Annotated in this window: 19 protein-coding genes; 8 read left to right on the top strand and 11 right to left on the bottom strand. The window is 72.6% G+C overall.

Going from position 1 to position 24367, the window contains the following annotated elements; all coding sequences use genetic code 11:
* Nucleotides 1-4: 4 nt before the first annotated feature.
* Complete coding sequence (locus O0S08_RS28400) at nt 5-1003, bottom strand: ABC transporter substrate-binding protein (RefSeq protein WP_269032468.1); 999 nt, start codon at nt 1001-1003, stop codon at nt 5-7.
* Between the two features lie 374 nt (nt 1004-1377).
* Nucleotides 1378-2427 (bottom strand): aldo/keto reductase, encoded by a 1050-nt coding sequence (locus tag O0S08_RS28395; protein WP_269032467.1) that lies wholly within the window; start codon nt 2425-2427, stop codon nt 1378-1380.
* A 145-nt stretch (nt 2428-2572) separates the two neighbouring features.
* Here O0S08_RS28395 and O0S08_RS28390 point away from each other — a divergent pair, with 145 nt between their 5' ends.
* Nucleotides 2573-3940: an MFS transporter gene (locus tag O0S08_RS28390; RefSeq protein ID WP_269032466.1), complete on the top strand. Its 1368-nt coding sequence runs from the start codon at nt 2573-2575 to the stop codon at nt 3938-3940.
* A 13-nt stretch (nt 3941-3953) separates the two neighbouring features.
* The gene (locus O0S08_RS28385; protein ID WP_269032465.1) at nt 3954-4412 is read left to right on the top strand and encodes a winged helix-turn-helix transcriptional regulator; all 459 of its coding nucleotides are present in this window, start codon (nt 3954-3956) and stop codon (nt 4410-4412) included.
* Between the two features lie 277 nt (nt 4413-4689).
* Here the strand turns inward: O0S08_RS28385 and O0S08_RS28380 are convergent, their stop codons facing one another.
* Together O0S08_RS28380 and O0S08_RS28375 are read right to left on the bottom strand one after the other, a co-directional pair.
* The gene (locus O0S08_RS28380; RefSeq protein ID WP_269032464.1) at nt 4690-5478 is read right to left on the bottom strand and encodes an ABC transporter permease; all 789 of its coding nucleotides are present in this window, start codon (nt 5476-5478) and stop codon (nt 4690-4692) included.
* 207 nt (nt 5479-5685) lie between these two features.
* Entirely contained in the window at nt 5686-6492 is an 807-nt protein-coding gene (locus O0S08_RS28375) for an ABC transporter ATP-binding protein (RefSeq protein WP_269032463.1), read from the bottom strand.
* A 307-nt stretch (nt 6493-6799) separates the two neighbouring features.
* Here O0S08_RS28375 and O0S08_RS28370 point away from each other — a divergent pair, with 307 nt between their 5' ends.
* Nucleotides 6800-8389, top strand: a complete 1590-nt coding sequence (locus O0S08_RS28370) for a serine/threonine-protein kinase (protein ID WP_269032462.1) — start codon at nt 6800-6802, stop codon at nt 8387-8389.
* Between the two features lie 136 nt (nt 8390-8525).
* Here the strand turns inward: O0S08_RS28370 and O0S08_RS28365 are convergent, their stop codons facing one another.
* Nucleotides 8526-9326 (bottom strand): GNAT family N-acetyltransferase, encoded by an 801-nt coding sequence (locus tag O0S08_RS28365; RefSeq protein WP_269032461.1) that lies wholly within the window; start codon nt 9324-9326, stop codon nt 8526-8528.
* Nucleotides 9327-9506: 180 nt separating this feature from the next.
* Here O0S08_RS28365 and O0S08_RS28360 point away from each other — a divergent pair, with 180 nt between their 5' ends.
* On the top strand, nt 9507-11234 hold the full coding sequence (locus tag O0S08_RS28360) for a right-handed parallel beta-helix repeat-containing protein (RefSeq protein WP_269032460.1): 1728 nt from the start codon (nt 9507-9509) through the stop codon (nt 11232-11234).
* Nucleotides 11235-11492: 258 nt separating this feature from the next.
* Here O0S08_RS28360 and O0S08_RS28355 read toward each other — a convergent pair whose 3' ends face one another.
* Together O0S08_RS28355 and O0S08_RS28350 are read right to left on the bottom strand one after the other, a co-directional pair.
* A complete protein-coding gene (locus O0S08_RS28355) occupies nt 11493-14240 on the bottom strand; it encodes a serine/threonine-protein kinase (protein ID WP_269032459.1) in 2748 nt (915 codons plus the stop codon).
* 154 nt (nt 14241-14394) lie between these two features.
* Nucleotides 14395-15390, bottom strand: a complete 996-nt coding sequence (locus O0S08_RS28350) for a hypothetical protein (RefSeq protein WP_269032458.1) — start codon at nt 15388-15390, stop codon at nt 14395-14397.
* Between the two features lie 106 nt (nt 15391-15496).
* Here O0S08_RS28350 and guaD point away from each other — a divergent pair, with 106 nt between their 5' ends.
* Both guaD and O0S08_RS28340 read left to right on the top strand, forming a co-directional pair.
* Nucleotides 15497-16792: a guanine deaminase gene (gene guaD, locus O0S08_RS28345; RefSeq protein WP_269032457.1), complete on the top strand. Its 1296-nt coding sequence runs from the start codon at nt 15497-15499 to the stop codon at nt 16790-16792.
* Nucleotides 16793-16800: 8 nt separating this feature from the next.
* On the top strand, nt 16801-18222 hold the full coding sequence (locus tag O0S08_RS28340) for an aldehyde dehydrogenase family protein (protein ID WP_269032456.1): 1422 nt from the start codon (nt 16801-16803) through the stop codon (nt 18220-18222).
* A 77-nt stretch (nt 18223-18299) separates the two neighbouring features.
* Here O0S08_RS28340 and O0S08_RS28335 read toward each other — a convergent pair whose 3' ends face one another.
* On the bottom strand, nt 18300-19103 hold the full coding sequence (locus O0S08_RS28335; RefSeq protein WP_269032455.1) for an SDR family oxidoreductase: 804 nt from the start codon (nt 19101-19103) through the stop codon (nt 18300-18302).
* Nucleotides 19104-19191: 88 nt separating this feature from the next.
* Here O0S08_RS28335 and O0S08_RS28330 point away from each other — a divergent pair, with 88 nt between their 5' ends.
* Both O0S08_RS28330 and O0S08_RS28325 read left to right on the top strand, forming a co-directional pair.
* Entirely contained in the window at nt 19192-19596 is a 405-nt protein-coding gene (locus tag O0S08_RS28330) for a winged helix-turn-helix transcriptional regulator (protein WP_371879501.1), read from the top strand.
* Nucleotides 19597-19641: 45 nt separating this feature from the next.
* On the top strand, nt 19642-19815 hold the full coding sequence (locus tag O0S08_RS28325; protein WP_269032453.1) for a hypothetical protein: 174 nt from the start codon (nt 19642-19644) through the stop codon (nt 19813-19815).
* A gap of 249 nt (nt 19816-20064) precedes the next feature.
* Here O0S08_RS28325 and O0S08_RS28320 read toward each other — a convergent pair whose 3' ends face one another.
* From O0S08_RS28320 to O0S08_RS28310, 3 genes are all read right to left on the bottom strand, one after another.
* Complete coding sequence (locus O0S08_RS28320) at nt 20065-20448, bottom strand: hypothetical protein (RefSeq protein WP_269032452.1); 384 nt, start codon at nt 20446-20448, stop codon at nt 20065-20067.
* A gap of 705 nt (nt 20449-21153) precedes the next feature.
* Nucleotides 21154-22536 carry a DUF1552 domain-containing protein gene (locus O0S08_RS28315; RefSeq protein WP_269032451.1) on the bottom strand — a complete coding sequence of 461 codons (1383 nt, stop codon included), beginning with the start codon at nt 22534-22536 and terminating at the stop codon, nt 21154-21156.
* 14 nt (nt 22537-22550) lie between these two features.
* Nucleotides 22551-24320 (bottom strand): DUF1588 domain-containing protein, encoded by a 1770-nt coding sequence (locus O0S08_RS28310; protein ID WP_269032450.1) that lies wholly within the window; start codon nt 24318-24320, stop codon nt 22551-22553.
* Between the last annotated feature and the right edge of the window lie 47 nt (nt 24321-24367).

Here is a 24367-nt window from a genome sequence, read left to right as displayed (position 1 = left end):
CGCGCTACTTCTTCTGGCGGCCGATCTCGGAGTTGAAGGCGGTCTTCGGGTCGACGGCGCCGGGGGTGAGGAGGCCGAGGGTCTCGAGTTGGTCGGCGAGGGCCTGCCAGCGAGCGGGGTCCATGGCGCCGATGGTGGCGCCCGGGGGGGCGGCCAGTGGCTTGAGGGCGGTGGCGCCCTTGGCCAGGATCTCGGGGCTGAGCTCGGTGTTGCGGGCGCGGATCTCGGCGTTGGCGGCGCTCGGGTCGCGGAGGTACTGCTCCCAGCCGCGCAGGGTCGCGGCGGTGATGCGCGAGACCAACTCGGGGCGGCTGGCCAGCAGCGACTCGGAGGTGACGAGGACGCTGGCGTAGGGGTTGAAGCCGAGGTCGGCGACGAGGATGCAGCGGACCTTGGCGCCCTCGGACTCGGCGATGATCGGCTCGCTGAAGACGTAGGCCTGCTGGACGGCCCTGGGGTCGAGCAAGAACGGGGCGACGCTGCCGCTGTAGGGGACGATCTGGACGCTCTCGGGCCAGCGGTACTGGGCGCGCAGGAAGCTGGCGAACGGCTCGCGCACGCTCATGTGCACGCTGCCGCCCTGGAGATCCTTGAGGTCGGTGATGCCCGAGGCCTCGTGGACCATCATGCAGCGCGGGCTCTTCTGCAGGCCGGCGACGAGGGCGACGACCGGGGCGCCCTGGCCCCGTGCGAGCAGGATCTCGCTGCCGTCGGCGACGCCGAACTCGACCCGCCCGGCCGCGACCTGCGGCAGCACCGGCGCCTCCGGCCGCCCGGGGACGAGCTCGACGTCGAGGCCCTCTTCCTTGTAGTAGCCGTGGACGAGGGCGGCGAAGTAACCGCCGTGCTCGACCTCGGGGAACCAGTTGAGGGCGATCCGCACCCGCTGCGGGTCCTGCTCGCGGGCGCAGGTGACGAGCAAGAGGGCGAGGCAGGCGACGACGAGACGGGCGAGGGCGCCGAACCACGGGCGCGGCGGGGCCAATCGGAGCGGAGCGCGCATGCCCGAAGAGTACACCGGAGCGCCATGGACGCACCAGCGGCCTCGGCCGTGCGGGTGGAGGCGAGGGGCTTCTATGTCTGTATGGACATGTTTTTAAAGACATGTCCTCAGGAGCATGTGAAGGCGGTGGATCGCTGGCATCGGCGGACGACACCGGCGTTCCACCGACAAGGCTGACACTGGCACGGCCACCCGTGGCCGACGGGCGGAGCGAGCCCGGGCTAGCGATCCTGTCCTGAAGGGCGCTGCCCGATCGCCGCGACGGACGGCGCTCGCGTCCCAGCGACCGCGCTGCATCGGCGCGGGCGTGCGCGCTCCGCCGCGTCGTTCGGAGGTCGAGCGTGCGACGGGGCGGAGCGAGTCGCGGCTCGAGCTCACGCGACCGGGATCGGCGGGGGGACGAGGCTTTCGGGGTTGCCGCCGGTGATCCGCGCCTGGTTGTCCTGGACCTGCCGGTGCGGGGTGCCGAGGGGGATCGCGCTGGCGGCGTCGAGGCGCGCGAGCTGGGCCGGCGAGAGCTCGAGGGTGAGGGCGGCGAGGGCGGCGTCGAGTTGTTCGCGGGTGCGGGGCCCGAGGATGGGGATCCGCGCGGTCGGAGCGGCGGCGGCGTGGGCCAGCGACCAGGCCAGGGCGACCTGGATCGGCGCGACGCCGGCCTCGGCGGCGACGGCGACGACGACGTCGAGGACGGCGGTCTCGCGGGCGGTCTTCTCGGTGTGGACCAGCATGCCGAGGCCCTTCAGGCGGCCCTCGTCGCTGGTGCGGTACTTGCCGGTGAGGAAGCCGCCGCCGAGCGGCGACCACAGGGCCGCGCCGAGCCCGAGCGCGTCGGCCATCGGCAGCAGCTCGTGCTCGGCGGTGCGCTCGACCAGGCTGTGCTCGATCTGGATGCCCGCGAGCGGCGTCCAGCCGCGCAGCTCGGCGAGCGCATCGCCCCGCGCGACGCGCCAGGCGGGGAAGTTCGACAGGCCGCCGTAGAGGATCTTGCCGGCGCGCGCGAGGTCGTCGAGGCCGCGCACGATCTCTTCGATCGGCGTCAGGCCGTCGGGGAAGTGGACCCAGTACAGCTCGAGGCGATCGGTCTTGAGCCGGCGCAGGCTGGCCTCGAGCGCGGCGATCATGGTCTTGCGGCTGTTGCCGGTGGCGTGCAGGCCTCCACCGGTGCCGAGGGTGTACTTGCTGGCGACGACGAAGCGGTCGCGCTCGGCCGCGAGGAAGTCGCCGAGCAGCTGCTCCGACTGGCCGAACTGATAGATGTCGGCGGTGTCGATGAAGTTGCCGCCGGCCTCGGCGTAGGCGGTGAAGATCCGCTGCGCCTCGTCGGGCTGGCTGCCGTGACCCCAACCAGTGCCGAAGTTGCCGGTCCCGAGCGCGAGCTCGGAGACGCGTAGGCCTGTGCGACGACCGAATGTCCTGTACCGCATCGTTGTGCTCCTGATGGGTTTTTAGATTATGGTCGTCATATGGAATCGGCAAGGGACGAGCGCGTGAGTTCGGTAGATTTGCGGTGCTCGGATTCGCGCGGCGAGTGGTTGCGATCGGGCGACAGTTAGTTCAATCATTGAACGCATGGATGTCGTCCGCTTGTCGCCGCTGTTCGTCGCCAGCCTCGCCGTGTTCGCGGTGTTCCTCGACACCACTGTGCTGTTCGTGGCGTTCCCGTCGATCGCGGTGACGTTCCCGGCGGTGCCGACGGCCGAGCTGTCGTGGGTGCTGAACGCGTACACGATCGTGTTCGCGGCGGCGCTGGTGCCCCTCGGGCGCCTGGCCGATCGCTGGGGTCACAAGGCGACGTTCCTCGGCGGGTCGCTGGCGTTCACGCTGGCGTCGCTGCTGTGCGCAGCGGCCCCGACGCCGTGGCTGCTGGTGGCGGCGCGCGTGCTGCAGGCGGTCGGCGGCGCGGCCCTGGTGCCGTCGTCGCTGGCGCTGGTGATGCGGGCGACGCCGCGCGAGCGGCTGCCGGTGGCGCTGGCGGTGTGGGGCGCGACGGGGGCGATGGCGGGGGCGGTCGGGCCGACGCTCGGCGCGGCGCTGATCGAGGCGTGCGGCTGGCGGTGGGTGTTCGTCATCAACCTGCCGGTGGGGCTGGTGACGGTGGGGCTCGGCCGCGGGCGGCTGGCGGAGTCGCGCGACCCGGACAGCGTGGTGCCGGCGCCGCTGGGGGTGCTGCTGCTGGTGGTCGGCGCGGTGCTGGTGACTCTGGCGCTGGTGCTCGGGGAGTCGTGGGGCTGGACGTCGCGGGAGACGATCGCGGCGCTGGTGGCCGGGCTGGCGACTCTGGCGGTGTTCGTGATCCATCAGGCGCGCACGCCGGCGCCGACGATCGACCTGTCGCTGTTCGCGGCGAACAACTTCCGCTGGGCCAACGCGGCGACGCTGACGTTCGGCGTGGCGTTCACGGCGATGTTCCTGGCCAGCGTCCTGTTCCTCACCCAGGTGTGGGGCTGGTCGATCCTCGCGGCGGGCTTCGGCGTCGCGCCCGGGCCGCTGCTGGTGGCCGCGACGTCGGCCCGGTTCGGCCGGCTGGCGGCGCGGATCGGCCAGCGCCCGCTGCTGATCGCCGGCGGCCTGGCGTTCGCCCTCGGTGGGCTGTGGCGGCTGGCGATGCTGACCGGCGAGGCGAACTACGCGATCGACTACCTGCCGTCGATGTTGCTGACCGGGACGGGGGTGGCGCTGTGCCTGCCGCAGCTGTCGAGCGTGGTCGGCCAGGCGCTGCCGCCGAACCGGCTCGGGGTCGGCGGGGCGGTCAACCAGGCGCTGCGCCAGTTCGCGGGCACTCTCGGGGTGGCGCTGGCGATCGGCCTGACGGCCGGGGCGAGCGGGCCGGCCGACGCGCTGGTGCGGTTCGAGCGGGTCTGGTGGGTGATGATCGCCGGCGGCCTGGCGACGGCGCTGTGCTCGCTGCCCCTTCGGACAGGTCCGGCCCGGGCGTGATACAACGGGCCCCGTGCGGCGCAAGCGACTCGACCGGATGGAGTGCTCGATCGCGCGGGCGCTCGACGTCGTCGGCGATCCGTGGACGCTGCTGATCGTGCGCGACGCGCTGCTCGGGGTGACCCGCTTCGAGGCGTTCCAGGCGCGGCTGCAGATCCCGCGGGCGACGCTGACGGCCCGGCTGGAGCACCTGGTCGACGCGGGGATCCTCGAGCGCCGGGCCTACCGCGAGCACCCGCCGCGCGAGGAGTACGTGCCGACGGCGAAGGGCCGCGGGCTGCGGCCGGTGATCATCACGCTGATGCAGTGGGGCGACGAGTTCGCCCGCGACGACCCACCGCCGACCCACCTCGAAGACGCGGCGACGGGGCGGCCGATCGAGCCGACGCTGGTCGACCGCGTCAGCGGGGCGCCGCTGACGGCCCTGCGCGTGCGCGCGGTCGGGCGGGTGGTGCCGCGCCGCGACGAGTGAGGCGGCGAACGAGTCTGGTTCGAGAAGGGGGCGGGTCGTTCGGCCCGACAGATCGAGGATGCCGGCAGCGAGGCGGACGGCGTCCGCGAAACGAGGTGGTGCGGCGGCGATGACCGTGAGGACATGCCCTGGAGGACATGTCCTGAGGGGCAGAGATCGCAAATGGCGGCGAGCCGGCAGGCGAGGGGGATCGCGCCCCTGGATGAGGGGGCGGCCTGCGCGACGGACTGTAAGACATGTCCATGAGGACATGTCCTGGAGGACCATTTGATAAATTTCAGTGGACGGCGAGCTCGCGGCCGCGCCAGCGGCGGAGGGCGAGCTCGCCGAGCAGGGCGACGGCGCCGAACAGGACCAGGCCGAGCAGGGTGGCGCTGAAGATCGCGGCGAACAGGTAGGCGGTCTGCAGGCGGCCGGAGGTCTGCAAGATCAGGGCGCCGAGGCCGAGGTCGTCGGCGCCGAAGCCGGCGAAGAACTCGCCGACGATGGCGCCGATGACGGCCAGGCCGGCGCTGATCTTGGCGCCGGCGACGAAGTAGGGCAGCGAGCCGGGCAGGCGCAGCTTGAGCAGCAGCTGCAGGCGCGAGGCGTCGCTCATGGCGAACAGCTCGAGCAGCTGGGGGTCGACGCGCACGAGGCCGGTGGTGCCGTTGGTGATGATCGGGAAGACGCTCAGGATCGCGGCGGTCAGCACGACGCTCTGCAGGCCGGTGCCGAACCACACGACGATCAGCGGGGCGACGGCGACGATCGGGACGGTCTGCAGGAAGATCGCGTAGGGATAGAGGCTGCGCGCGGCCGTCTGCGACTGCGAGAACAGCACCGCGACGAGGCCGCCGACGACGAGGCTGGCCCCCAGCCCGCCGAGAGCGCCCACGGCGGTGAGGAGCGCGGCCTCGGCCAGGGCATCGGCGTGGGCGGCGGCCTCGCGCGCGACCTCGGCCGGGGCGGGCACGAGGTAGGCCGGCAGCGCCAGCGCGACGCAGGCGAGCTGCCACAGGCCGAGGAAGGCGAGGAAGACGAGGAGCGGCGGGAAGGCGGCTCGAGCGGCCGATGCGAGGGACATGCGCGAGAGGTGCGGAGGCGAGGGGCGAACGGGGCGAAGGGACAGGTGCGAACGGACAGGAAGGAAGCGCGGGAGGAGGGCGAGGGGCGAACGGAGCGAGGGGACAGGTGCGAACGGACAGGAGGGAAGCGCGGGAGGAGGGCGAGGGGCGAACGGGGCGAAAGGACAGGTTCGAACGGACAGGTTCGAACGACCAGGGCGGAACGGTCAGGTGCGAACGGACAGGTCCGATGGGTCAGGCGGGGCGGCGGCGCGGAGGCGGGCGCGGACCTCGGCGGCGACGGCGGCGAACTCGGGGGCGCCGACCAGGGCGGCCCGGCGCGGGCGCGGCAGCGGGACGGGGATGTCGGCGACGATCCGGCCGGGGCGGGCCGAGAGGACGACGACGCGGTCGCCGAGCAGGACGGCCTCGGCGACGCTGTGGGTGACCGCGACGGCGGTGAAGCGGTCGCGCTCCCACAGCCGCAGCAGCTCGTCGTTGAGGCGCTCGCGGGTGAGCTCGTCGAGGGCGCCGAACGGCTCGTCGAGGAGGAGCAGCTCGGGGCGGGTGACGAGGGCGCGGGCCAGCGAGGCGCGCATCTTCATGCCGCCCGAGAGCGCGGCCGGGCCGGCGGCGGCGAACTCCGACAGGCCGACGAGCGCGAGCGCGGCGTCGGCGGCGAGGTTCTGCTCGGCCGACGGGACGCGCGCGAGCTCGAGCGGGAGCCGGACGTTGGCGTGCAGGCTGCGCCACGGGAGCAGGGTCGGGTCCTGAAACACGAAGGCGACGGCGCGGCGGGCCCGGACCCGCTCGGGGGCCTCGCCGGCGACGGTGAGGGTGCCCTCGCTGGCGGGCGCGAGTCCGGCCGCGACGCGCAGGAACGTCGACTTGCCGCAGCCCGAGGGGCCGATGACGACCAGCAGCTCGCCGCGGCGGACGACCAGGTCGAGGCCGCTCAGGGCCTGCACGCCGCCAGGGAAGCGCACGCCGAGGCCGCGGGCTTCGATGTGCGAGGCTGGGTCCGGCTCGGGCACGCGGCGGACGCTAACACAGCGGCGGACGCGGTGCTCCGGCGAGCCGCGATGCGCAGGCGAGGTGCCAGGCAGGACCCGAGGATCCCGGCCGTGCGGCCTGCGGGCCTGGCGAAATCGGATTCGCCGCAACGGATCGGCCGTCGGGTACAACTACCGATGGATTGATGGCACCTGCCCGCTTCGACATCGGCGAGAGAGCCGCTGCGCCCCGCGGCCATGCCTCGGCGTCGCTGGGGACGCGGAGACTCGCAGGCGGCGCCGACGCGATGTCGCCGTCGTCGCGCAGCGGATCGCGGAGGGTCGGCTGATGGCGAGCGACGCGCCGCTGGACCTCGCCGGGGTCGTGCTCGAGGGGCGCTACCAGGTGGTGCGCCTGCTGGGCCACGGCGGGATGGGCTGCGTGTTCGCGGGCGAGGATCTCCGGCTCAAGCGGGCCTGCGCGCTCAAGGTGCTGCATCCGCGGCTGGCGTCCGAGCGCGAGCACGTCGAACGCTTCCTGCGCGAGGCGCAGATGATCGCGTCGCTCGACCACCCGAACATCGTCGACATCTACTCGTACGGCGAAGATCCGTCCGGGGTGGTGTACTTCGTGATGGAGCTGCTGCACGGCGAGGACCTCGACACGCGCCTGCGGGCCCGCGAGAAGCGGCCGTTCGGGGTCCATCACGGCTGCCTGTGGGCGCTGCAGATCGCCGAGGCGGTGGCGGTGGTGCACGACGCGGGGCTCATCCACCGCGACCTCAAGGCGGCGAACGTGTTCCTGGCGCGGCGGCGCGACGGCGAGGAGCGGTGCAAGCTGCTGGACTTCGGCATCGCCCGCGTCGAGGAGGGCTCCGACCTGACGCGGACCGGCATCACTCTCGGGACGCCGAGCTACATGTCGCCGGAGCAGGTCCGCAACGAGCACCTCGATCGCCGCAGCGACGTGTACTCGTTCGGGGTGTTGCTCTTCAAGCTGCTGACCGGCCGGGTGCCGTTCACCGGCGAGCCGCTGAAGGTGGCGATGGCGCAGTGCGACACGCCTCCGCCGCGGCCGTCGTCGCTGGCGCCGGGGATCTCGCCGAACCTCGAGGACATCGTGCTGACGGCCCTGGCCAAGCGGCCGGACGAACGGTTTCAATCGATGCGGGCGCTGGCGGCCGCCCTGCGCGTGGTGCTGAGCGAGGAGGCGCCCGAGCTGGCGGCGGCGCTGCAGGCCGCGACGAGCGTGACTGTGAACGTGCCGCTGCCGAGCGCGAGCGCGATCGAGAGGCGGGGAGCGCAGGGCGTCGGGCAGGACGACTTCACGCCGGGCGCTTCGACGCGGCAGACCAGCGCGACGGCGATGTCGCAGCGAGCGCAGTCGTCGCGCTGGTTGAGGCTGTCGGCGGGCGTCGGCGTGGTGACGCTGCTCGTGCTCGTGGCGGCGATCGTCCTGCGCGGCCGGGAGGAGGCGGCCGGCCCGACGATCGCGGGCGAGGCGGTCGCGGCCCCGGTGACGGGCGAGCCGATGGTGCCCGCGACGAAGCAGGCGGAGCCGGTCGTGACGGCGCCGCCTGCCGCGCCGCCGTCGTCCGTGCCGGAGGTGCGAGCGGAGCCGCCTGGCTCGCCGCCGCCGCCGGAGCCGGAGTTGCCGCCGCTCGCGTCGGAGGTCGCCCGGCCGGTGCAGTCCGCGACGCAGCCGTCGAGGCCGGCGGATCCGCTGCGGCAGATCGAGCTCGCGGCGAAGAAATGCCGCAGGATCCACAAGGCCGTGGGCGGGCCGGCGATCGAGGTCGACTACGCCATCGGGTCGAACGGGGCGGTCATGCGCGCGGTGCCGGCGACCCCGGGTGCGCTCGGCGACTGCCTGGCCGACGCTGTGCGGGCGGCTCGCTTCCCGCCGAAGATCGTGCTCGGTCGCAAGATCTCGCTGTGAGGCGGGCGAGCTGGCGCGACCTCGACAGGCGGGGCGACGAGAGCATGTCGGGCGCTTCGAGCGATCGTCGAGCGAGACGATGCGAGCGAACCGACGAGCGACGCGGCCAGCGTCGTCGAGGACCGCGAGGGCTGCGCTAGGCCTTGCGGGGGCGCGTGCGGCGGGCGCGGGCGGGCTTGGCGGCCAGGGCGGGAGCGGGCTCGGGCTCGGGCTCGGGCTCGGCTGCCTCTTCGGGCATGTCCTCGGGTTCCTGTGCGTCGGGACCGGTCGCTTCGGACAGGTCCTCCGCGTCCTCCGGCTCCTCGCTCTCGGGCTCGGGTTCGGCCTCGGCCTCGGCCGCGGGCCCCGGGTCGAGGCCGCCGCTGCGGAGGGTGCGGGGCGGCAGCAGCTCGGGCTCGCTGACGACCTTCTTGGCGAGGAAGATGGCGGCGTCGATCTGGGAGAAGCTGCGGGCGCGGTAGAACTGGAGCGCGCGCTTGTTGTTGGCGGCGACCTCGAGCACGAGGTGCGTACAGCCGCGCACGCGCGCGAGGTGCTCGAGCTGCTCGATGACGAAGCTGCCGATCCCGCGGCCCTGGTAGTCGGGGTGGATGGCGATCTCCTCGACGAACAGCGGGCGCATGTCCCGGCTCTCGAAGTAGCGCTCGTTGATCCAATTGTCGGAGCCGATGACCTCGTAGGCGCACTCGGCGTAGCCGACGATCACAGGGGCCTCGCCCTCGTGGATCTCGAACAGCAGCTGCTCGATGCCCTCCTCCTCGTAGATCTCGAGGAAGCGGGTCTTGGTGCGGGGGCGCTGGTACTCGACGGTCTCGCGGTTGACCGAGCGGAACACGCGCTTGAGGAACTCCCACACCTTGTTGAGGTCGCGGCGGTGGATCCGGCGGACACGGATGGTCGGCTCCGTGACGGCGGGCGCGGACTTGCGGGAGGCCACGGCCGTAGTTTAGCACCGCCTGGGGGGCGCTCGTCCGCCTTGCGGGCCCGCGCACGCGCGTGGCATGCTCGGCCGATGCATCCCCCCGCCGCTGCGTCCGCTGTCGGGCCCGCGCGTCGGCGTGGCCGCGGTCGCAGCGCGTGGCAGCGCTCCACGGCCGCGCTCCTCGGGCTCGGGTGCGTGGCCGTCGCGCTCGCTTGCGGGCCGGGCGAGCAGAAGGCGCAGAAGGTCGAGGCGAACCCGAACATGCCCGACCGGGTGCAGGCGCCCGCGCCCGCGCCGCGCCGGCCGGAGGTCCACGACTGCCCGGAGACGCTCCGCGAGCCCGAGCAGGTCGACCGCGTGATCGGCTCGGCCTGCAAGTCGGTGACGGTGCACCCGGGTTACCGCGTCGAGGACGGATCGCTGACGCTCGAGGCCGGGGTCACGCTGCAGTTCATGCCCGGCGCCGAGCTGGCGGTCGGGTTCGAGCGGCCGGCCGCGCTCTACGTGCGCGGCACGGCGGAGGCGCCGGTCCGCTTCACGGCCGCGGGCGAGCAGGCGAAGCCCGGGGCGTGGAAGGGGATCGCGCTGTACGACCACGCCGACGGCTCGGAGATCGCCGGCCTCGTGCTCGAGTTCGCCGGCACCGACCTGCGCGGGGCGATCTACGTGCAGGCGAGCGACGTGAAGATCGACGGCTCGACGGTGCGCGACAGCCAGAACGTGGCGGTGCACGTCACGTCGAAGGGCCACCTCAGCAGCTTCAAGGGCAACCGGCTCGAGCGCGTGAGCTCGCCGGCGCTGCTGCTGCCGGCCCGCTCGGCCGGGTCGATCGCGCCCGACAACACGTTTCCGCCCGACTCGGTGATCCACGTGCTCGGCGGGATGATCCGCGAGCGCGCCCGCTGGGACGTGCCCAAGGTGCCGTTCGTCATCGGCGGGGTGATCGAGATCGAGGGCCCCGACGACAAGCACGAGGCGGTGCTCGAGCTGGCCCCGGGGACAGTCCTCAAGTTCGACGACGACGCGTACTTCACCGTCGGCTACGACCACCCGGCGGCGCTCATCGCCGAGGCGGAGGGCAAGGAGCCGATCGTCCTGACGTCGGCGACGCGGCAGATGTCGCACGCGTGGCGCGGGGTCAACCTCTACCGCTCGGCCACCGGGAGCTTCAGCAACGTGGTGTTCGAGTACGGCGGCCAGCGCTCCGACCGCGGGGTGGTGTACGCCAACAACGAGGCGCGCCTGTCCGTGAAGGGCTGCACCTTCCACGACAACGGCGGCGGCGTGACCCTGCAGGGCGCGAACGTCCGCCTCGGCGACTTCCGCGGCAACACGTTCGAGCGCTCCCACCCGGCCTTCGACGTGAGCCCGCAGATGTACGGGATGATCTCGGCCGACAACAAGCTCGACGCCGAGACGACGGTGCAGGTCGAGGGCGGCGAGATCACCAGGGACGCGGTCTGGCACGACTTCGGGGTGCCGATCCACCTGAAGCGCCCGATCTCCGTCGAGAACGGGGCGACGCTGACGATCCGCCCGGGCGCGAAGATCCGCGTGCACGACGGCTTCTCGCTCGGGATCGGCGAATTCGGCGGAGCGACCCTGCGCGTCGAGGGCACCGCCGAGCGGCCGGTGCAGATCTTCGGCGACACCGACCGCCGCGGCACGTGGGACGCCATCCGCCTGTACGAGAAGGCCCGCGGCAACCTCATCGAGCACGTGCAGCTGCGCAACGCCGGCGGCGAGGGGGCCATCAACGTCGCCATGGGCGTCGAGGCGATCGTCCGCGACGTGTCCTGCGTGCGCTGCTTCAGCCCGACCCTGACCTGGGCCTGCGGGGCGCGCGTGACGTCGGAGCGAGTGGCGGGCGGCGCCGAGACGCCGGCGGCGACGCTGCCGCCGTTCGGCTGCGATCCGGCGTAGGCGCGGCGGCGAGGCGCGGGCGAGAGCCGAGCTGCTCGCGCGCGCGGGGCGGTGAGCCGTGCCGTTGAAGGGATCGTATTTTGACCCCAATGGGCTAAAAAAGCTCGATAAAGGGCTAGATATTAGCCTTTATTGTTTCGGCGAGGAGACCGCTGAATACAGGGAGGTCGTGCGATGCGCGCGAGAAGGCATGTCGTCGGAGACATGTCTATCGAGACATTCTCGTGAGGACATGCTCTAAAGAGCATGTCCATCGAGTCATGGCTTCGCGGGCGGCTTGGCTCGGGGCGCGCCGCGCGTCAGCAGGCGCTCGCTCGCGGCCAGCTGGCGGGAGAAGCTCGCGCCGGCGACGCGGTAGAAGTTGATCGCGGCGCCGAGGTGCGGGCGGGCGGCGGCGACGGCCGGCGGCGTGGCGGTGAGCATGGCCTCGGCGAGGGTGCGGTGGGCCCGGGCCAGGCGCGGGGCCCAGTGCGGGTCCTCGGCGGCGAGGATGGTGAGCTCGGCGACGGCGGCGGCCAGCGGGGCGCGGGCCTCGACGGGGCGGCCGCGCACGAGCAGGTTCTGGCCGAGGACCAGGCGCAGCTCGGCGATCTCGTCGCTCGACCAGGTGCTGTCCGGCATGCGCCCGAGAGTGGCCTGGAGGTGCTGCACGGGGGTGTCGTCGTCGAACGGGCCGGCCAGGCCGCGGTAGCCGGCGAGGAGCGTGGCCTCGGGGCCGAACAGGCGCGTGCCGGACATCTCCGACAGCTCGGCGGCGGCGCGGAAGACCGAGGCGGCGTCGTCGTCGTCGCCGATCTCGGTGGCGGCGCGGCCGAGGTGGAACAGACAACGCGTGCGCCGCACGAGGTCGTCGGGCAAGAACCGCTCGAGCGCGACGCAGCCGGTCTGGAGGATCGACCACGCCTCGCCGGGCTCGGCCAGCTGGGCGGCGGTGATCCGCGCCTCGATCGTAGCCGGGTGGACGACGCCGAGCTCGGCGTCGAAGATCTCGAGCGCGCGCGCGAGGAGGTCGTCGCGCGCGGCCCCGGGCTCGGTGACCGAGGCGAGGTTGAGCAGGGTGTAGCCGACGTCGCGGTGACCGGCCGACAGCGCCGCCTGGCGCACGCTCAGGGCCTCGGTGAAGTAGCGCCGCGCCTCGGTCGGGTTGCGCTGGGCGAGGTGGGCGACGCCGAGGTTGTGCAGGACGAGGCCGCGCAGAGCCTCGGGGGCGGCGCCGCGGGAGGCGAGGGCGAGGGCGAGCGGCTCGTCGGCGAGGGCGCGGCCGACCATCTCCGGCCGGCGACTGGCAGCGACGATCCGCAAGGCCACGGCCTCGGCCGCGATCGCGTCGCCGCGCGACTCGATGCCGCTGCGCATCGCCCGGGTGAGCCACTCGAGCTCCTGACCTGTCTCTTCGGACGTGTTGAGCGAGAGCCGCCCGCGCAGCAGCGCGACCTCGGCCCGCAGCGGGGCGTAGCCGATCTGCTCGGCCGCGGTCTCGATGTCGACGGCCTCGTCGACGGCGTCGTGGACCCGCCCGAGCTTGGCCTGCGCCTCGGCCCGCGCCATGTGATTGCGCAGGTCGGCGACCCGCTCGCCGAGCTCGGCGTCGTCGGGCGCCGGCGGCTCGGCCTTGAGGAAGGCGAGGTCGTGGCAGGCCGAGGGCGGCACGAGGTCGCTGGCGGCGGCGAGCGCCCGCGGGGCCATGTCCATGTCGGCGATCGACAGCGCCTTGACGGTCTCGTCGAAGGCGTCGCGCCGGCGGTCGAGGCAGCGGCGCTGGCGATCGAGCAAGGCCTCGGTGTAGCGGCCCTGGTGCTCGGCGAGGCAGGTGTCGCGGTGGTTCTCGGCCCACCCGGCGGCGAACCTGTCGAGCTCGTCGGCGACCTTGGGCCACAGCACCGCGGCGTAATTCGGGGCCGCGTCGCGCAGGGCGGTGGCGACTGCGTTGCGCTGGGCAGGTCCCCACACGCGCGCGATGTCGGCGTCGGCGTCGGCGCACGGCGACTCGGCGGAGGCCTCGGGCACGAAGGCGAGGCCGGCGGCGCCGGCGGTGAGGGCGAGCGCCACGGCGGCGCCGATGACCCGCCAGGTCCGCCCGCGCGACGGGGCGAGCGCGCCGAGCAGCGCCTCCATCGACGGATAGCGGTCGCGCGGCTCGGTCTTGAGGCCGCGCATCAGCGCCGCGACCAGCCACGCGGGCACGCCGTGGTTGCGCGGCGGCGGCCGCAGGTGCCCGTTGGTGATCGCGTGCGAGAGCGCGAGGATGTCGTTGCCGGCGAACGGCGGCAGGCCGAATAGCGCCTCATAGAGGGCGACGCAAAAGCTGAATTGATCGGAGGCTGGTTCGGCCGCGCCGCCGCGCCAGCGCTCGGGGGCGAGATAGGCGGGCGTGCCGAGGATGTCCTCCCCGTCGTCGCCGACGCGGATCCGCATGCTCTGGCTGGCGCCCGAGGACAGATCGAGCAGGCCCGGCCGATCGGGCGTGGCCCGCACGAGGCCGAAGTCGAGGACGCAGGCGCGACCCGTGGCGTCGATCATGACGTTGCCGGGCTTGAAGTCGCGGTGCAGGAGTCCGACGCCGTGCGCGGCCGCGAGGCCCCGCGCGGCCTGGGTGAAGACGTCGTGGATCTCGCGCCAGGTCCGCGGCCCGCCAGCCAGCCAGGCCGGCAGCGCGGCGCCGCGGATCAGCTCCATGGCGACGTAGACCTGGCCCTTGACGACGCCGGCCTCGAGCACGGTGATGACATTGGGATGGGTCACGCCCGCCATCGCCTGCGCCTCGCGCAGCAGCCGGATCTGGCCCTTCGACCCGGTGTCCGGCAGGACCTTGATGGCGACCTTGCGGTCGAGGAGCTCGTCGTACGCGGCGTAGACGACCGCCGTTCCGCCGCCGAGGCGCTCGAGGATGGTGAACCGACCGAGCCGCGGAGGCAGGGTCGCAGGGATGATCGCGACACCAGGCAGCGACTGCGTGATGTCCACCGAGATCCCCGACGCGTCCGTATCGGGAATGATGACGCTCATGGGACTCGACCAGTCTTGCACCGACCCGCACACACGCCCCAACCGCGGCGCCGCGAGGCCGATGCGGCGCGTTCAAGCGGCGCCGCCGGCCCTTCGCGCGTGTCCGCTCAGCCGCGACGCGCAGCGGGCGCTATCTATCACCTGTCCCAAAGTTCTAAAAGCGGTAGCCCAGGTGTAACGCCAGCAGAGGCGCTCGCAAGGCGGCCTGGCCGCCGTTCTCGGCGATCCGTCCGAGCGCCTCGTTTGTGCGCCGGATCAACTCGAGGGCCTCGCTTGAGACGTCGGATACCAGCATTTTGGCGGCCAGACTGTGCACATAGCCGATCGCGGCCCGCACGAGGAAGTGGCGGCGGATCACCCATCGCCAGCCGATGTCGAAGTGCACATTGTGCAGTGCGCCACGCACCGGCACCGGGCGCTCGTCGCCGCCGAGCTCGCTGTCGGCGAGCGCGCCGATCGTGTCGAGGCCGACGAGGCTCTGGCCGTGCGTGACGACGGTGTAGCCGCCGCGCACCTCGAGGCCCCGGCGGCGCAGCGGCCGGACGCCGACCGCGGCGCGCACGACCATGGCGTTGCGGCTGACGTCGCGCGCGAGCCCGGCGCCCGGCGGCTCGCGCCGCGCCGCCGCGGATGTGGCGTCGAGCACGTCGACGTAGCGCGCGAGCAAGCCGCCGACCTCGAGCTGCGCGAGCACCCGCGCGGGCGCCTCGACCTGGAACGCGGCGCCGACGGCGAGCGGCACGGATGTCCCTGCGGACAGGTCGAAGGCCCAGCCGCGAGGGATCCGCAAACCGGCCTCGACGCGGGTCCGCGCGGGCGATGGGGCGGCGATCACGACGCGCATCGGCGCGGGCTTCGGCGACGCGTGGGCGGTCGGCGTGAGCTGCACGGCGGTGGGCGAGGGGATCGCGGGCGCGGGCGTCGAGGCCGCGGCGTCCGGCGCGGTCGGTTCGAGGCCGACGAGCGTGGGCGTCAGCACTGCGGGCACGTGGCCGACGATCCCGTCCGCGTGAGGCGATGGATTCGCGGGCGGCGCCGGATCGGGCGGTGCGACGGCGAAGACCCCGGGCCGCGGGGGCGATGGATCGAGAGGTTCCGTCACCGGCGCGAGGCCGGCGAGGCCGACTGCGAGCGCGAACACGAAGGTCACGACAGCAGGATAGACGGGTCCTCGGCGCGCCGGGAGACCCGTGCTGCGAGCATTTTGGCGCCGGACCGGATTGCGCGCGGCGGCGGCAACGGGCACCTTCGGCCGGATGTCGACGATCACCGACGGCCCCGCGAAAACCCCGTCCCGCGCCCGCGTCCTGCGGGGACGTCTGCTGTGCCCCGATCCGCGACAGGCGAAGATCGAGCGCATCGCCGACGGGCTGCTGACGATCGGCGAGGACGGCCGGATCGCCTCGATCGCGCCGGCGCCGAACGATTGCGCGCTACCGCAGTCGTACCCGGGGGCGGTGATCTTGCCCGGCTTCGTCGACACCCACGTGCACTTCCCGCAGACGCGCGTGATCGGCAGCGCCAGCGGGCCGCTGCTGCGCTGGCTCGAGCGGACCGTGTTCCCCGAGGAACTGCGGTTCCACAGCGTGCGCTACGCGGCCGCGGTGGCGTGGGAGTTCTGCGAGGCGCTGATCCGCCACGGCACCACGTGCGCGGCGATCTACGGGTCCAGCCACGAGGCGGCCACCGACGTGCTGTTCCAGGAGCTGAGCCGGTCCGGCCTGCGGGCGCTGGTCGGCATGACGCTGATGGACCGCGGGGCGCCGCCCGGGCTGCTCGTCGGCGTCGAGGAGGCGATCGCCGCCTGCGAGCGGCTCATCGCCCGCTGGCACGGCCACGACGGCCGGCTCGGGTTCTGCGTCACGCCGCGGTTCGCCCTCAGCTGCTCGCCCGAGCTGCTGCGCGCGGCGGGCCGGCTGGCCGAGGCGCACGGGCTGCATGTCCAGACGCACCTGTCCGAAAATACAGACGAGCTGCTGCACACTGCGACGGCGTTCCCGGCGGCCCGCGATTACCTCGAGGTGTACGAATCGCACGGGTTGTCGGGGCCGCGCTCGTTGTTCGCGCACTGCATTCATTTGTCGGACGGCGAGTGGGATCGATTGGCGGCCGCCGGCGGGGCGGTGGCGCATTGCCCCGACAGCAACTTCTTCCTCGGCAGCGGCTGCATGCGCCTGCGCGCGGCCACCGGGCGGGGCATCCGCGTCGGCCTCGGCACCGACGTCGGCGCGGGCCGCAGCTTCTCGCTGCGCCAGGTGATCGCCGGCGCCTATGATGCGAGCCTCATCGCCGGGGCGCCCGCGACGGCCGAGGAACTGTTGTGGCTGGCGACCCGGGGCGGAGCTTGCGCGCTCGGCATGGCGGCCGAGCTCGGTTGCCTGCAGCCGGGTCACGCGGCCGACCTGGCGGTGATCGACGCGCCGGAGATCGCGGCCGCCGAGGGGTTGTTCGACGCGCTGGCGTTCCGGCGCGACGCGGCGCCCGCCCGCGCGGTGTTCGTGCGCGGGGCGTTGCTGCGCGGGGCGGTCGCTGCCGGTCCCGAGGTGGTGTAAACCGAGGCATGCTCCGCGAGACATACCCCCTGTTCCTCGGCGGCCGCGCGGTGCAGGCCAACTTCGACCTGCCCGTCCTGGACAAGTTCTCCGGCGAGGAGGCGGCCCGCGTGGCCCAGGCCGACCCTGGCACGCTCGACGCGGCGATCGCCGCCGCCGCCGGGACGACGCGGGCGATGGCCGCGCTGCCGCCGTACGCCCGCCAGGCGGCGCTCGAGCACTGCGTTCGCCGCTTCGAGGAGCGCGCGGCCGAGCTGGCACGGGTGCTGTGCATCGAGGCGGGCAAGCCGATCCGCGACGCCCGCGGCGAGGTTGGCCGCCTCATCGAGACGTTCAAGGCCGCCGCCGCCGAGGTGACGCGGCCGGTCGGCGAGGTGCTGCCGATGGCCACCAGCCCGCGCCTGCAAGGCACCCGCGGGCAGTGGAAGCGGGTGCCGATCGGGGCCTGCTCGCTGATCTCGCCGTTCAACTTCCCGCTCAACCTGGCGGCCCACAAGATCGCGCCGGCGATCGCGGCCGGCTGCCCGTTCGTGCTCAAGCCGGCCAGCGCGACCCCGATCTCGGCGCTGCTGATCGGCGAGGTGCTGGCCGAGACGAACCTGCCCGAAGGGTCATGGTCGATCGTCCCGTGCCCGCGCACCGGCGCCGACGCGCTGGCCACCGACGACCGCCTCAAGCTGCTCAGCTTCACCGGCTCGCCCGCGGTCGGCTGGGCGCTCAAGGCCCGCGCCGGCAAGAAGAAGGTGGTGCTCGAGCTGGGCGGCAACGCGGCCTGCGTGGTCGACGAGACCGCGGACCTCGAGAAGGCGGTGCCGCGGCTGGTCACCGGGGCGTTCTATCAGTCGGGCCAGAGCTGCATCAGCGTGCAGCGGATCCTGGCCCACACGCCGATCTACGCCGAATTGCGCGAGCGCCTGGTGGCGGCGACGATGAAGCTGCGCGCCGGCGACCCGCGCGACGAGGAGACGTTCATCGGCCCGATCATCTCCGAGAAGGAGGCGCGCCGGATCTCCGAGTGGATCGACGCCGCCGTCAAGGCCGGCGCGCGCCTCCTGTGCGGGGGCCAGCGCGACGGGGTGATGATCGCGCCGACGCTGCTCGAGAACGTGCCGCGCGACCAGCCGATCGCCGCCGAGGAGGCGTTCGGGCCGGTCGCGCTGCTGCAGGAGTTCGCCTCGTTCGACGAGGCGCTGTGGCAGGTCAACGACAGCAAGTTCGGCCTGCAGGCGGGCGTGTTCACCCGCGACATCGACCGCATGTACCAGGCCTGGGACTCGCTCGAGGTCGGCGGCGTGATCATCAACGACGTGCCGTCGTTCCGCGCCGACCCGATGCCCTACGGCGGGGTCAAGGACTCCGGCCTCGGCCGCGAGGGGCTCCGCTTCGCCGTCGAGGACATGTCGGAGATCCGGATGCTCGTGGTCCGCTGAATCACAGGAGACCGCAAGGGCATGTCGAAAGGGACATGCCCGAAAGGTCCTGTGATGAATCGCGGCGCCCGGGCGGTTCACACCACCGGGACGGTGCCGCCGTCGATGGTGGTCTCGCTGCCGTGGATCGAGGCGGCGCGGTCGGAGACGAGGAAGGCGACCAGCTCGGCGACCTCCTCGGGCTTGCCGGGGCGGCCGATGGGGATCCCGCCGAGCGAGGTCATGAGGCCGTTGCGGGCGGTGGCCTCGTCGGTGCCGGCCTCGGCGGCCAGGCGGACGACGAGGGCGTGGGCGGCGGCGGTCTCGACGTAGCCGGGGGCGATGCTGTTGATCCGGACGCCCTGGGGGCCGAACTCCTTGGCCAGACCCTTGCTGTAGGTGGTGAGGGCGGCCTTGGCGGCGGCGTAGGCGAGCGTGGACTCGTAGAGCGGCAGTCGCCGCTGGATCGACGAGACGTGGAGGATGATGCCGCGGCGCTGGGCGACCATGCCGGGCAGGAAGGCGCGGTCGAAGCGGACGGCGGCGAGCAGGTTGAGGTCGAGGTCGTGGCGCCAGTGATCGTCGTCGAGGGCGAGGGCGCCGCCGCCGGGGGCGGTCGAACCACCGGCGTTGTCGACGAGGATGTCGAGGCCGCCGAAGGCGTCGGTCACGGCGCGAACGACCCGATCGACGCCCTCGCGGGTGGAGATGTCGGCCTGTACGAACAGGGCGGGCTCCTGTCCTTCGGGCAAGCTCGAGCGCGCGGTGGTGGCGACCGTGGCGCCGCCGGCAGCGAGGCGGCGGACGACGGCGGCGCCCATGCCCTGGGTGCCCCCGGTGACGAGGACGCGCTTGCCGGTGAATTCGCGGGAATCGTAGAAGAGGGGCGTGGCCTGGCTCATGGATCGATCTCCGGGCGAGCGCACGCGCGGCGCGTCGTTCGCCGGCCGCCGATTGCTCGGACCGCGAAGATGGGACTAGTCTGGTGACGTGACAAGTACGCACGAAAAAGTGAGCCGCTCACCCGCAGGTAAGTCCGAGCCGATGACGCCGGACGCGGCCGCGGAGGCGGTCGGCGAGGCGCTGGCGCTGCTCGAGGGCCGCTGGAAGCTGCGGATCTTGTTCAACCTGTTCGGCGGCAAGGTGCTGCGCTATTCGGAGCTCGAACGCGCCATTCCGGAGGTGTCGCAGAAGATGCTGGCGCAGCAGCTGCGCCGGCTGGAGAGCGACGGATTGGTGCGTCGCGAGGTGTTCGGCGAGGTGCCGCCGCGCGTCGAATACCGCCTGACCGAATGGGGGCAGTCGCTGTGCCCGACGCTCGATTCGCTGCTGCAGTGGACGGCGCGGCGCGTGCCGGCGCTCTCGGGGGCGTCGGAGGCCTCGGTCGCGGATTGACCCGTGGGCTGCGTCGAGGACGTGGGCGGGTCGACGTGCGCAGCCATGGTGGCGGAGGTCGAACGCTGCTTCACGCTGCGCACCGATCGCAGCATCGAGCGCGCCGAGGCGTGGCAGGCGTGCGAGCGGAACCAGCCGGACTCGACCGAGGACGTGTGCGCCGACCTGCTGGAGAAGTGCCCCGGGCTCGCCGACGCGGCGTCGGCCTGGAACCAGTGAGGAGCGGGCGAGGGTGAGGCTGTCCTGATGGGCAGGTGATGCGGCGGCGCCTGGACGCCTGTACTTGGGGACAGGTCGAACGGCGGCGCCTGGTCGCCTGTACTTGGGGACAGATCGAACGGCGGCGCCTCGGCGCCTGTGCTTGGGGACAGGTGAGCGACGGTTACGGCGCGTCGGGCTCGACGTGCGGTCGCGACGAAACCGCCCGGAGTCGCTGGGGACGCCGGGCGGGCGCGCAGCCGCGGCCGACTAGCGCAGCGAGTTGCGGAGCCGCGGGATGGTGTCGGGGAGGACGACGCTGACGAGGATACCGAGGGGGGCCTTGAGGCAGTCGACGGCCATGCCCATGCGGTACTTGTCGGTCAGGTCGACGACGATGATCATGACGTTGCCCTCGTCGCCGAGGCGAAGGAGCGTCTGATAGACGAAGTCGGGCACCGGCAGCTGGGACTTCTTGAGCGCCTCGGTGATCCGTTCGCACAGGATGTTGAAGAGGGCGCACGCCTTCGGCGAGCTGCGGATACCGGCGACCGACATGCCGGAGGTCTTGCTGAAGACGTCGATGGTGGCGAGGCCGCCCATCAGGCCGTCTTCGATCTCGGTCAGGGTCGAATTCACGTCTTTCAGGTTCATCTCGGTGTGCCTCTCAGACCGCGGTCAGCGAGCGGCGACCACACTACCTGGAGCCGGGGCCAGTGCTCGCTCGATCGGCAGGCCGACGACGAAAAACCGGCGCCGGCCGTCCCCGGGTGCGAGCGCGACGCCGCGTGCACGGTCGACGCCGAAACGCCCGTAAACCGGCCCTGGCGGCCGTTTGGCGGCCTTCCAGAGATGCGCGAGCAGCGCGAGACGGCGAGAAATCCCCTTCCGCCTGGGGGGATCCAGAGCCTGGGCGGGCGGAGGGGTGTAGATCGCCCCCCGGCCGGTTCGAGGCGGACCCGGCCGGCGAGCTGTCTCGGGAGCCAGGTCGTGTCGGGGCCGGTGCGAGGCCGCCGCACGGGGCGCGGGGGCAGATCGGGCGCGGAAAAGCTGTCCTTCGGGCCAGGTCTGCGGCTGCCAGGCGCTCGCGCGAGGCCGGAGTGGCGCTGTCTTTCGGGGCAGGTAGGAGGCGACGAGGCCGGGCGCGAGGTCGGAGGTGGAGGTGTCCTTCGGGGCAGGTCGGTGACGACGAGGCGCGAGCGGGGGCAGGATGAGGCTGTCCCTCCGGGCATGTCACACGCGTGGCGGGGCCGGGCTTCAGCCTGTCTTGCAGGACATGTCGTCCGTCGCGACTGCGGCGAGGCCGGCTGCGCCGACCTCGCCGCGGGGGCTGTCTTTCGCGTCAGCGAGCGCTGTCTCTCAGGCCAGGAGGGCGGCGCACGGGGTGTTGGAGTAGCCGTCGCCGTCGGCGTTGGTGGCGCCGACCTCGGTGGCCTCGGGCACGACCGACTGGAGGCACGCGAGCAGGATGTCGGACGTGTTCTCGCTCGAGGGCGAGTGGTAGTGCTCGGCGGGGTAGCGCAGGGTGCCGCCGCCGCGGCCGGCGACGATGCACGGCTGGTCGAACACGCTGTGGGTGTAGCCCGAGGCGGCGTCGCTGCCGAGGATCGCGCACGAGTTGTCGAGCAGGTTGCCGTCGCCCTCGACCGTCTCCTTGAGGCGATTGAGCAGGACGGCGAAGCACTCGACGGTCTTGATCGTGGTCTGGTCGACCGCCTCGTTGTCGGCGGTGTCGTGGGTCATGTCGTGGTGACCCTTGCTGTGGCCGAGGCTGGCGAAGATGTGGTAGCCGACCGAGCCCGAGAACTGGACGCTGACGATCCGGGTGAGGTCGCAGCGGAACGCCTCGATGATGATCTCGACCATCGCCGCGTTGACGAGCTCGATCGGCTCGACGCCGTCGATGTCCATGTTGGTCTCGATCGGCATGCCCGGCAGGGTGCAGGCCGGCGGCAGGGTCTCGATCTGCTTCTTGATCTGCTCGACGCTGGCGAGGTGAGCGTCGAGGCGGAGCTTGTCGGCGCTGCCGACCCGCAGCTTGAGCGCCTTCACGTCCTCGCGCACGGCGTCGAGGATGTCGACGCGCGGGCCCTTGGTCGGGTCGTCCGGCGGGACGAAGCTCTCGAACAGGGCGGCGAACGCCTCCTGCGGGTTGAAGAACGGCGGCAGCGGCTGGTCCGGGCCCTTGTGCGACAGGTACTGCAGGGTCGGCCCCTCGCCGCCGATGACCCGCTTGGACACCGCAAGCTGCAGCGACGGCATGAAGGTCTGACCGCCGACCGCGGCGGCGGCGACCTGGTCGATCGAGGGGCCGCCGAACTTCGACGAGTAGCTGTTCTCGGCGTGCGGCAGCTCGATGAACGGGTAGCCGGAGAAGAAGCCGGCGCAGCCGTCGTGGTGGCCGCGGCGGTGCTTCGACGAGGCCTTGATGTCGAAGCCGGTCAGCAGGTTGCAGTACTCGCGCACGCCCTCGAGCGCGGCCAGCTGCGGGGTCAGCGGGTAGTTGGGGCCGGTCTCGGCGGGGGCCCAGCGGTTGCCCTTGCCGACGTCGGCGGGGTCGACGAGGGCGACGCCGTTGCCGAAGTGCCAGGTGATCATGCGCCGCGGCAGGGCGGTGCCGTCGGCGTGGGCGGTGCCGTTCGAGTTGAGCATGGCCTCGAGCAGCGGGAGCGCGAGCGCGACGGTGGTGCCGCCGGCGACGCCGCGGAGCATGGTGCGACGGCTGAGTTGATGGCGCTTCATGACTCGTGCTCCTTTCACTCGGGGGTCCCCACGCGCAGGAAGGCGGGGCTGGCGACGAGCTCGGCGAGGAGCTCCTTCATGCGGTACTCGTTGTCCTCGAACTGCTGGTCGAGGTCCTTCAGCGCCTCGGCCTCGCCGGGCACCTCGAGGTGCCCGGTGGCGTGGCGGAACAGGTTGCGCACCAGGCAGCGCGTGACCGCCGGGCTCTGGCGCAGCAGCGTGCCGAGCTCGCGGGCGCCGTCGAACTCGCCGCCGTCCAGGAAGCTGACGGTGTCGAGGTCGACGCCGTTCTCGACCAGGCGGAAGGCGCCGATGCCGTCGAAGTTCTCGAGGCCGAAGCCGATGTCGTCCATGAGCTTGTGGCAGCCGGAGCACGACGGGTTGGTCTGGTGCTCGGCCAGGCGCTCGCGCATGGTCGGGTAGTTCTCGCCGGTCGGCAGCTCGGTGACGACGTCGGGCGGCGGCGCCGGGATGCCCTGGCACATCAACACCTCGCGCACGAACTTGCCGCGCAGGGTCGGCGAGGTGCTGCTGATGTGCGCGTAGGCGGCGAGGAAGCCGCCCTGGCCGAGCAGACCGCCGCGCTTGCCCTCGGCCGGGAGGTCGAACTTCTGCCAGGTGTCGCCGAGCACGTTGGCGTCGGGGATGAGGCCGTAGAGAGCGGCGAGCGGGCCGTTGGCGAAGGTGTACGGGGCGTCGAGGAAGTCGCGGAAGTCGGCCTCGCGGGTGAAGGCGATGTCGTCGATGAGCTTGAGCGCCTCCTCGCGCATGCTGACGCCGAGCGCGGGCGACCAGGCCGGGAAGACGCCGGGATCCTTCGGCAGGTTCTCGATGGTGCGCAGGCGCAGGACCTCGGCGAAGAAGCCGCCGAGAGCGGCGCGCGCGGCTGGCGTTTCGAGCATGGTCCAAGCGACAGCCCGGACGTCGTCGGCGGTGACGAGGCCGTCACCCTCGCCGAGGTCGATGAGCTCGCGCGTCGGGGTGGTGTCGAGCAGGAAGAAGCTCATGCGCGTGGCGAGCTCGACGCCGGTGAGGACGCGCTGCGCCGGGTCGTCGGGATCGGGCTCGCCGACCTCGACCTGGTAGAGGAAGTAGGGCGACTGCAGCAGACCGGCGAGGGCGTACTCGCGGCCCGACTCCCAGCTGCCGAACGCGAGCGCGGCGTCGCGGCCGACCGCGCCGTAGCGATCGATCTCGGCCTGCGTCAGGCTGCGACGCCACGCGACCCGCCCGAAGTTGGCGACGAACTCCTTGTGACAGGCGTCGTCGTCGGGCCCGGTCGGGACACAGGTGTGGTAGCTGGCGAGGATCGCGTCGTCGGCGGCGGCGGCGATCGCTCGCGCCGACTTCTCGTAGGTGTCGACGGCCTGATCGTTGAGCGCGAGCTGGGCGGCGCCGATCGACTCGAAGCCGTTGAGCGCGCTGTCCGGCGGGGTCTGTACCTTGGCGGCCGCGGCGTCGCCGAGCAGATAGGCGACGGAGCTCCGGTACTGGCGCGCGAGCAGGAGGCGCAGGCGGGCGGGGGCCGGGGCGAACTCTTCACCGCCGCCGTCGGTCGGGTCGGATCCCTCGGTCGGATCGCCCGCGGTGCCGGTGGGATTCGGCCCACCGGTCTCGGTGGGATCCTCGCCGCCGGTGAGCGTCGGGTTGCTGGCGCTCTGATCCTGGCCGGCGCCGTGGTAGCAACCGCCGGCGAGGCTCGCCGTGAGAGTGAGGAGGACCGCGATCCCTCCCGGACCTTGCGGCCTGGATGGTGCGCGGGCGAAACGACGCTGCCTGGGCATGGGCGGCTCCTTGCTGGTCGTCCACCATAAAGGGGGTCAAGATCTGC

It is taken from the genome of Nannocystis punicea, assembly GCF_026965555.1.
GTDB lineage: Bacteria > Myxococcota_A > Polyangia > Nannocystales > Nannocystaceae > Nannocystis > Nannocystis punicea.
This window is presented reverse-complemented; position numbering and strand designations above follow the sequence as displayed.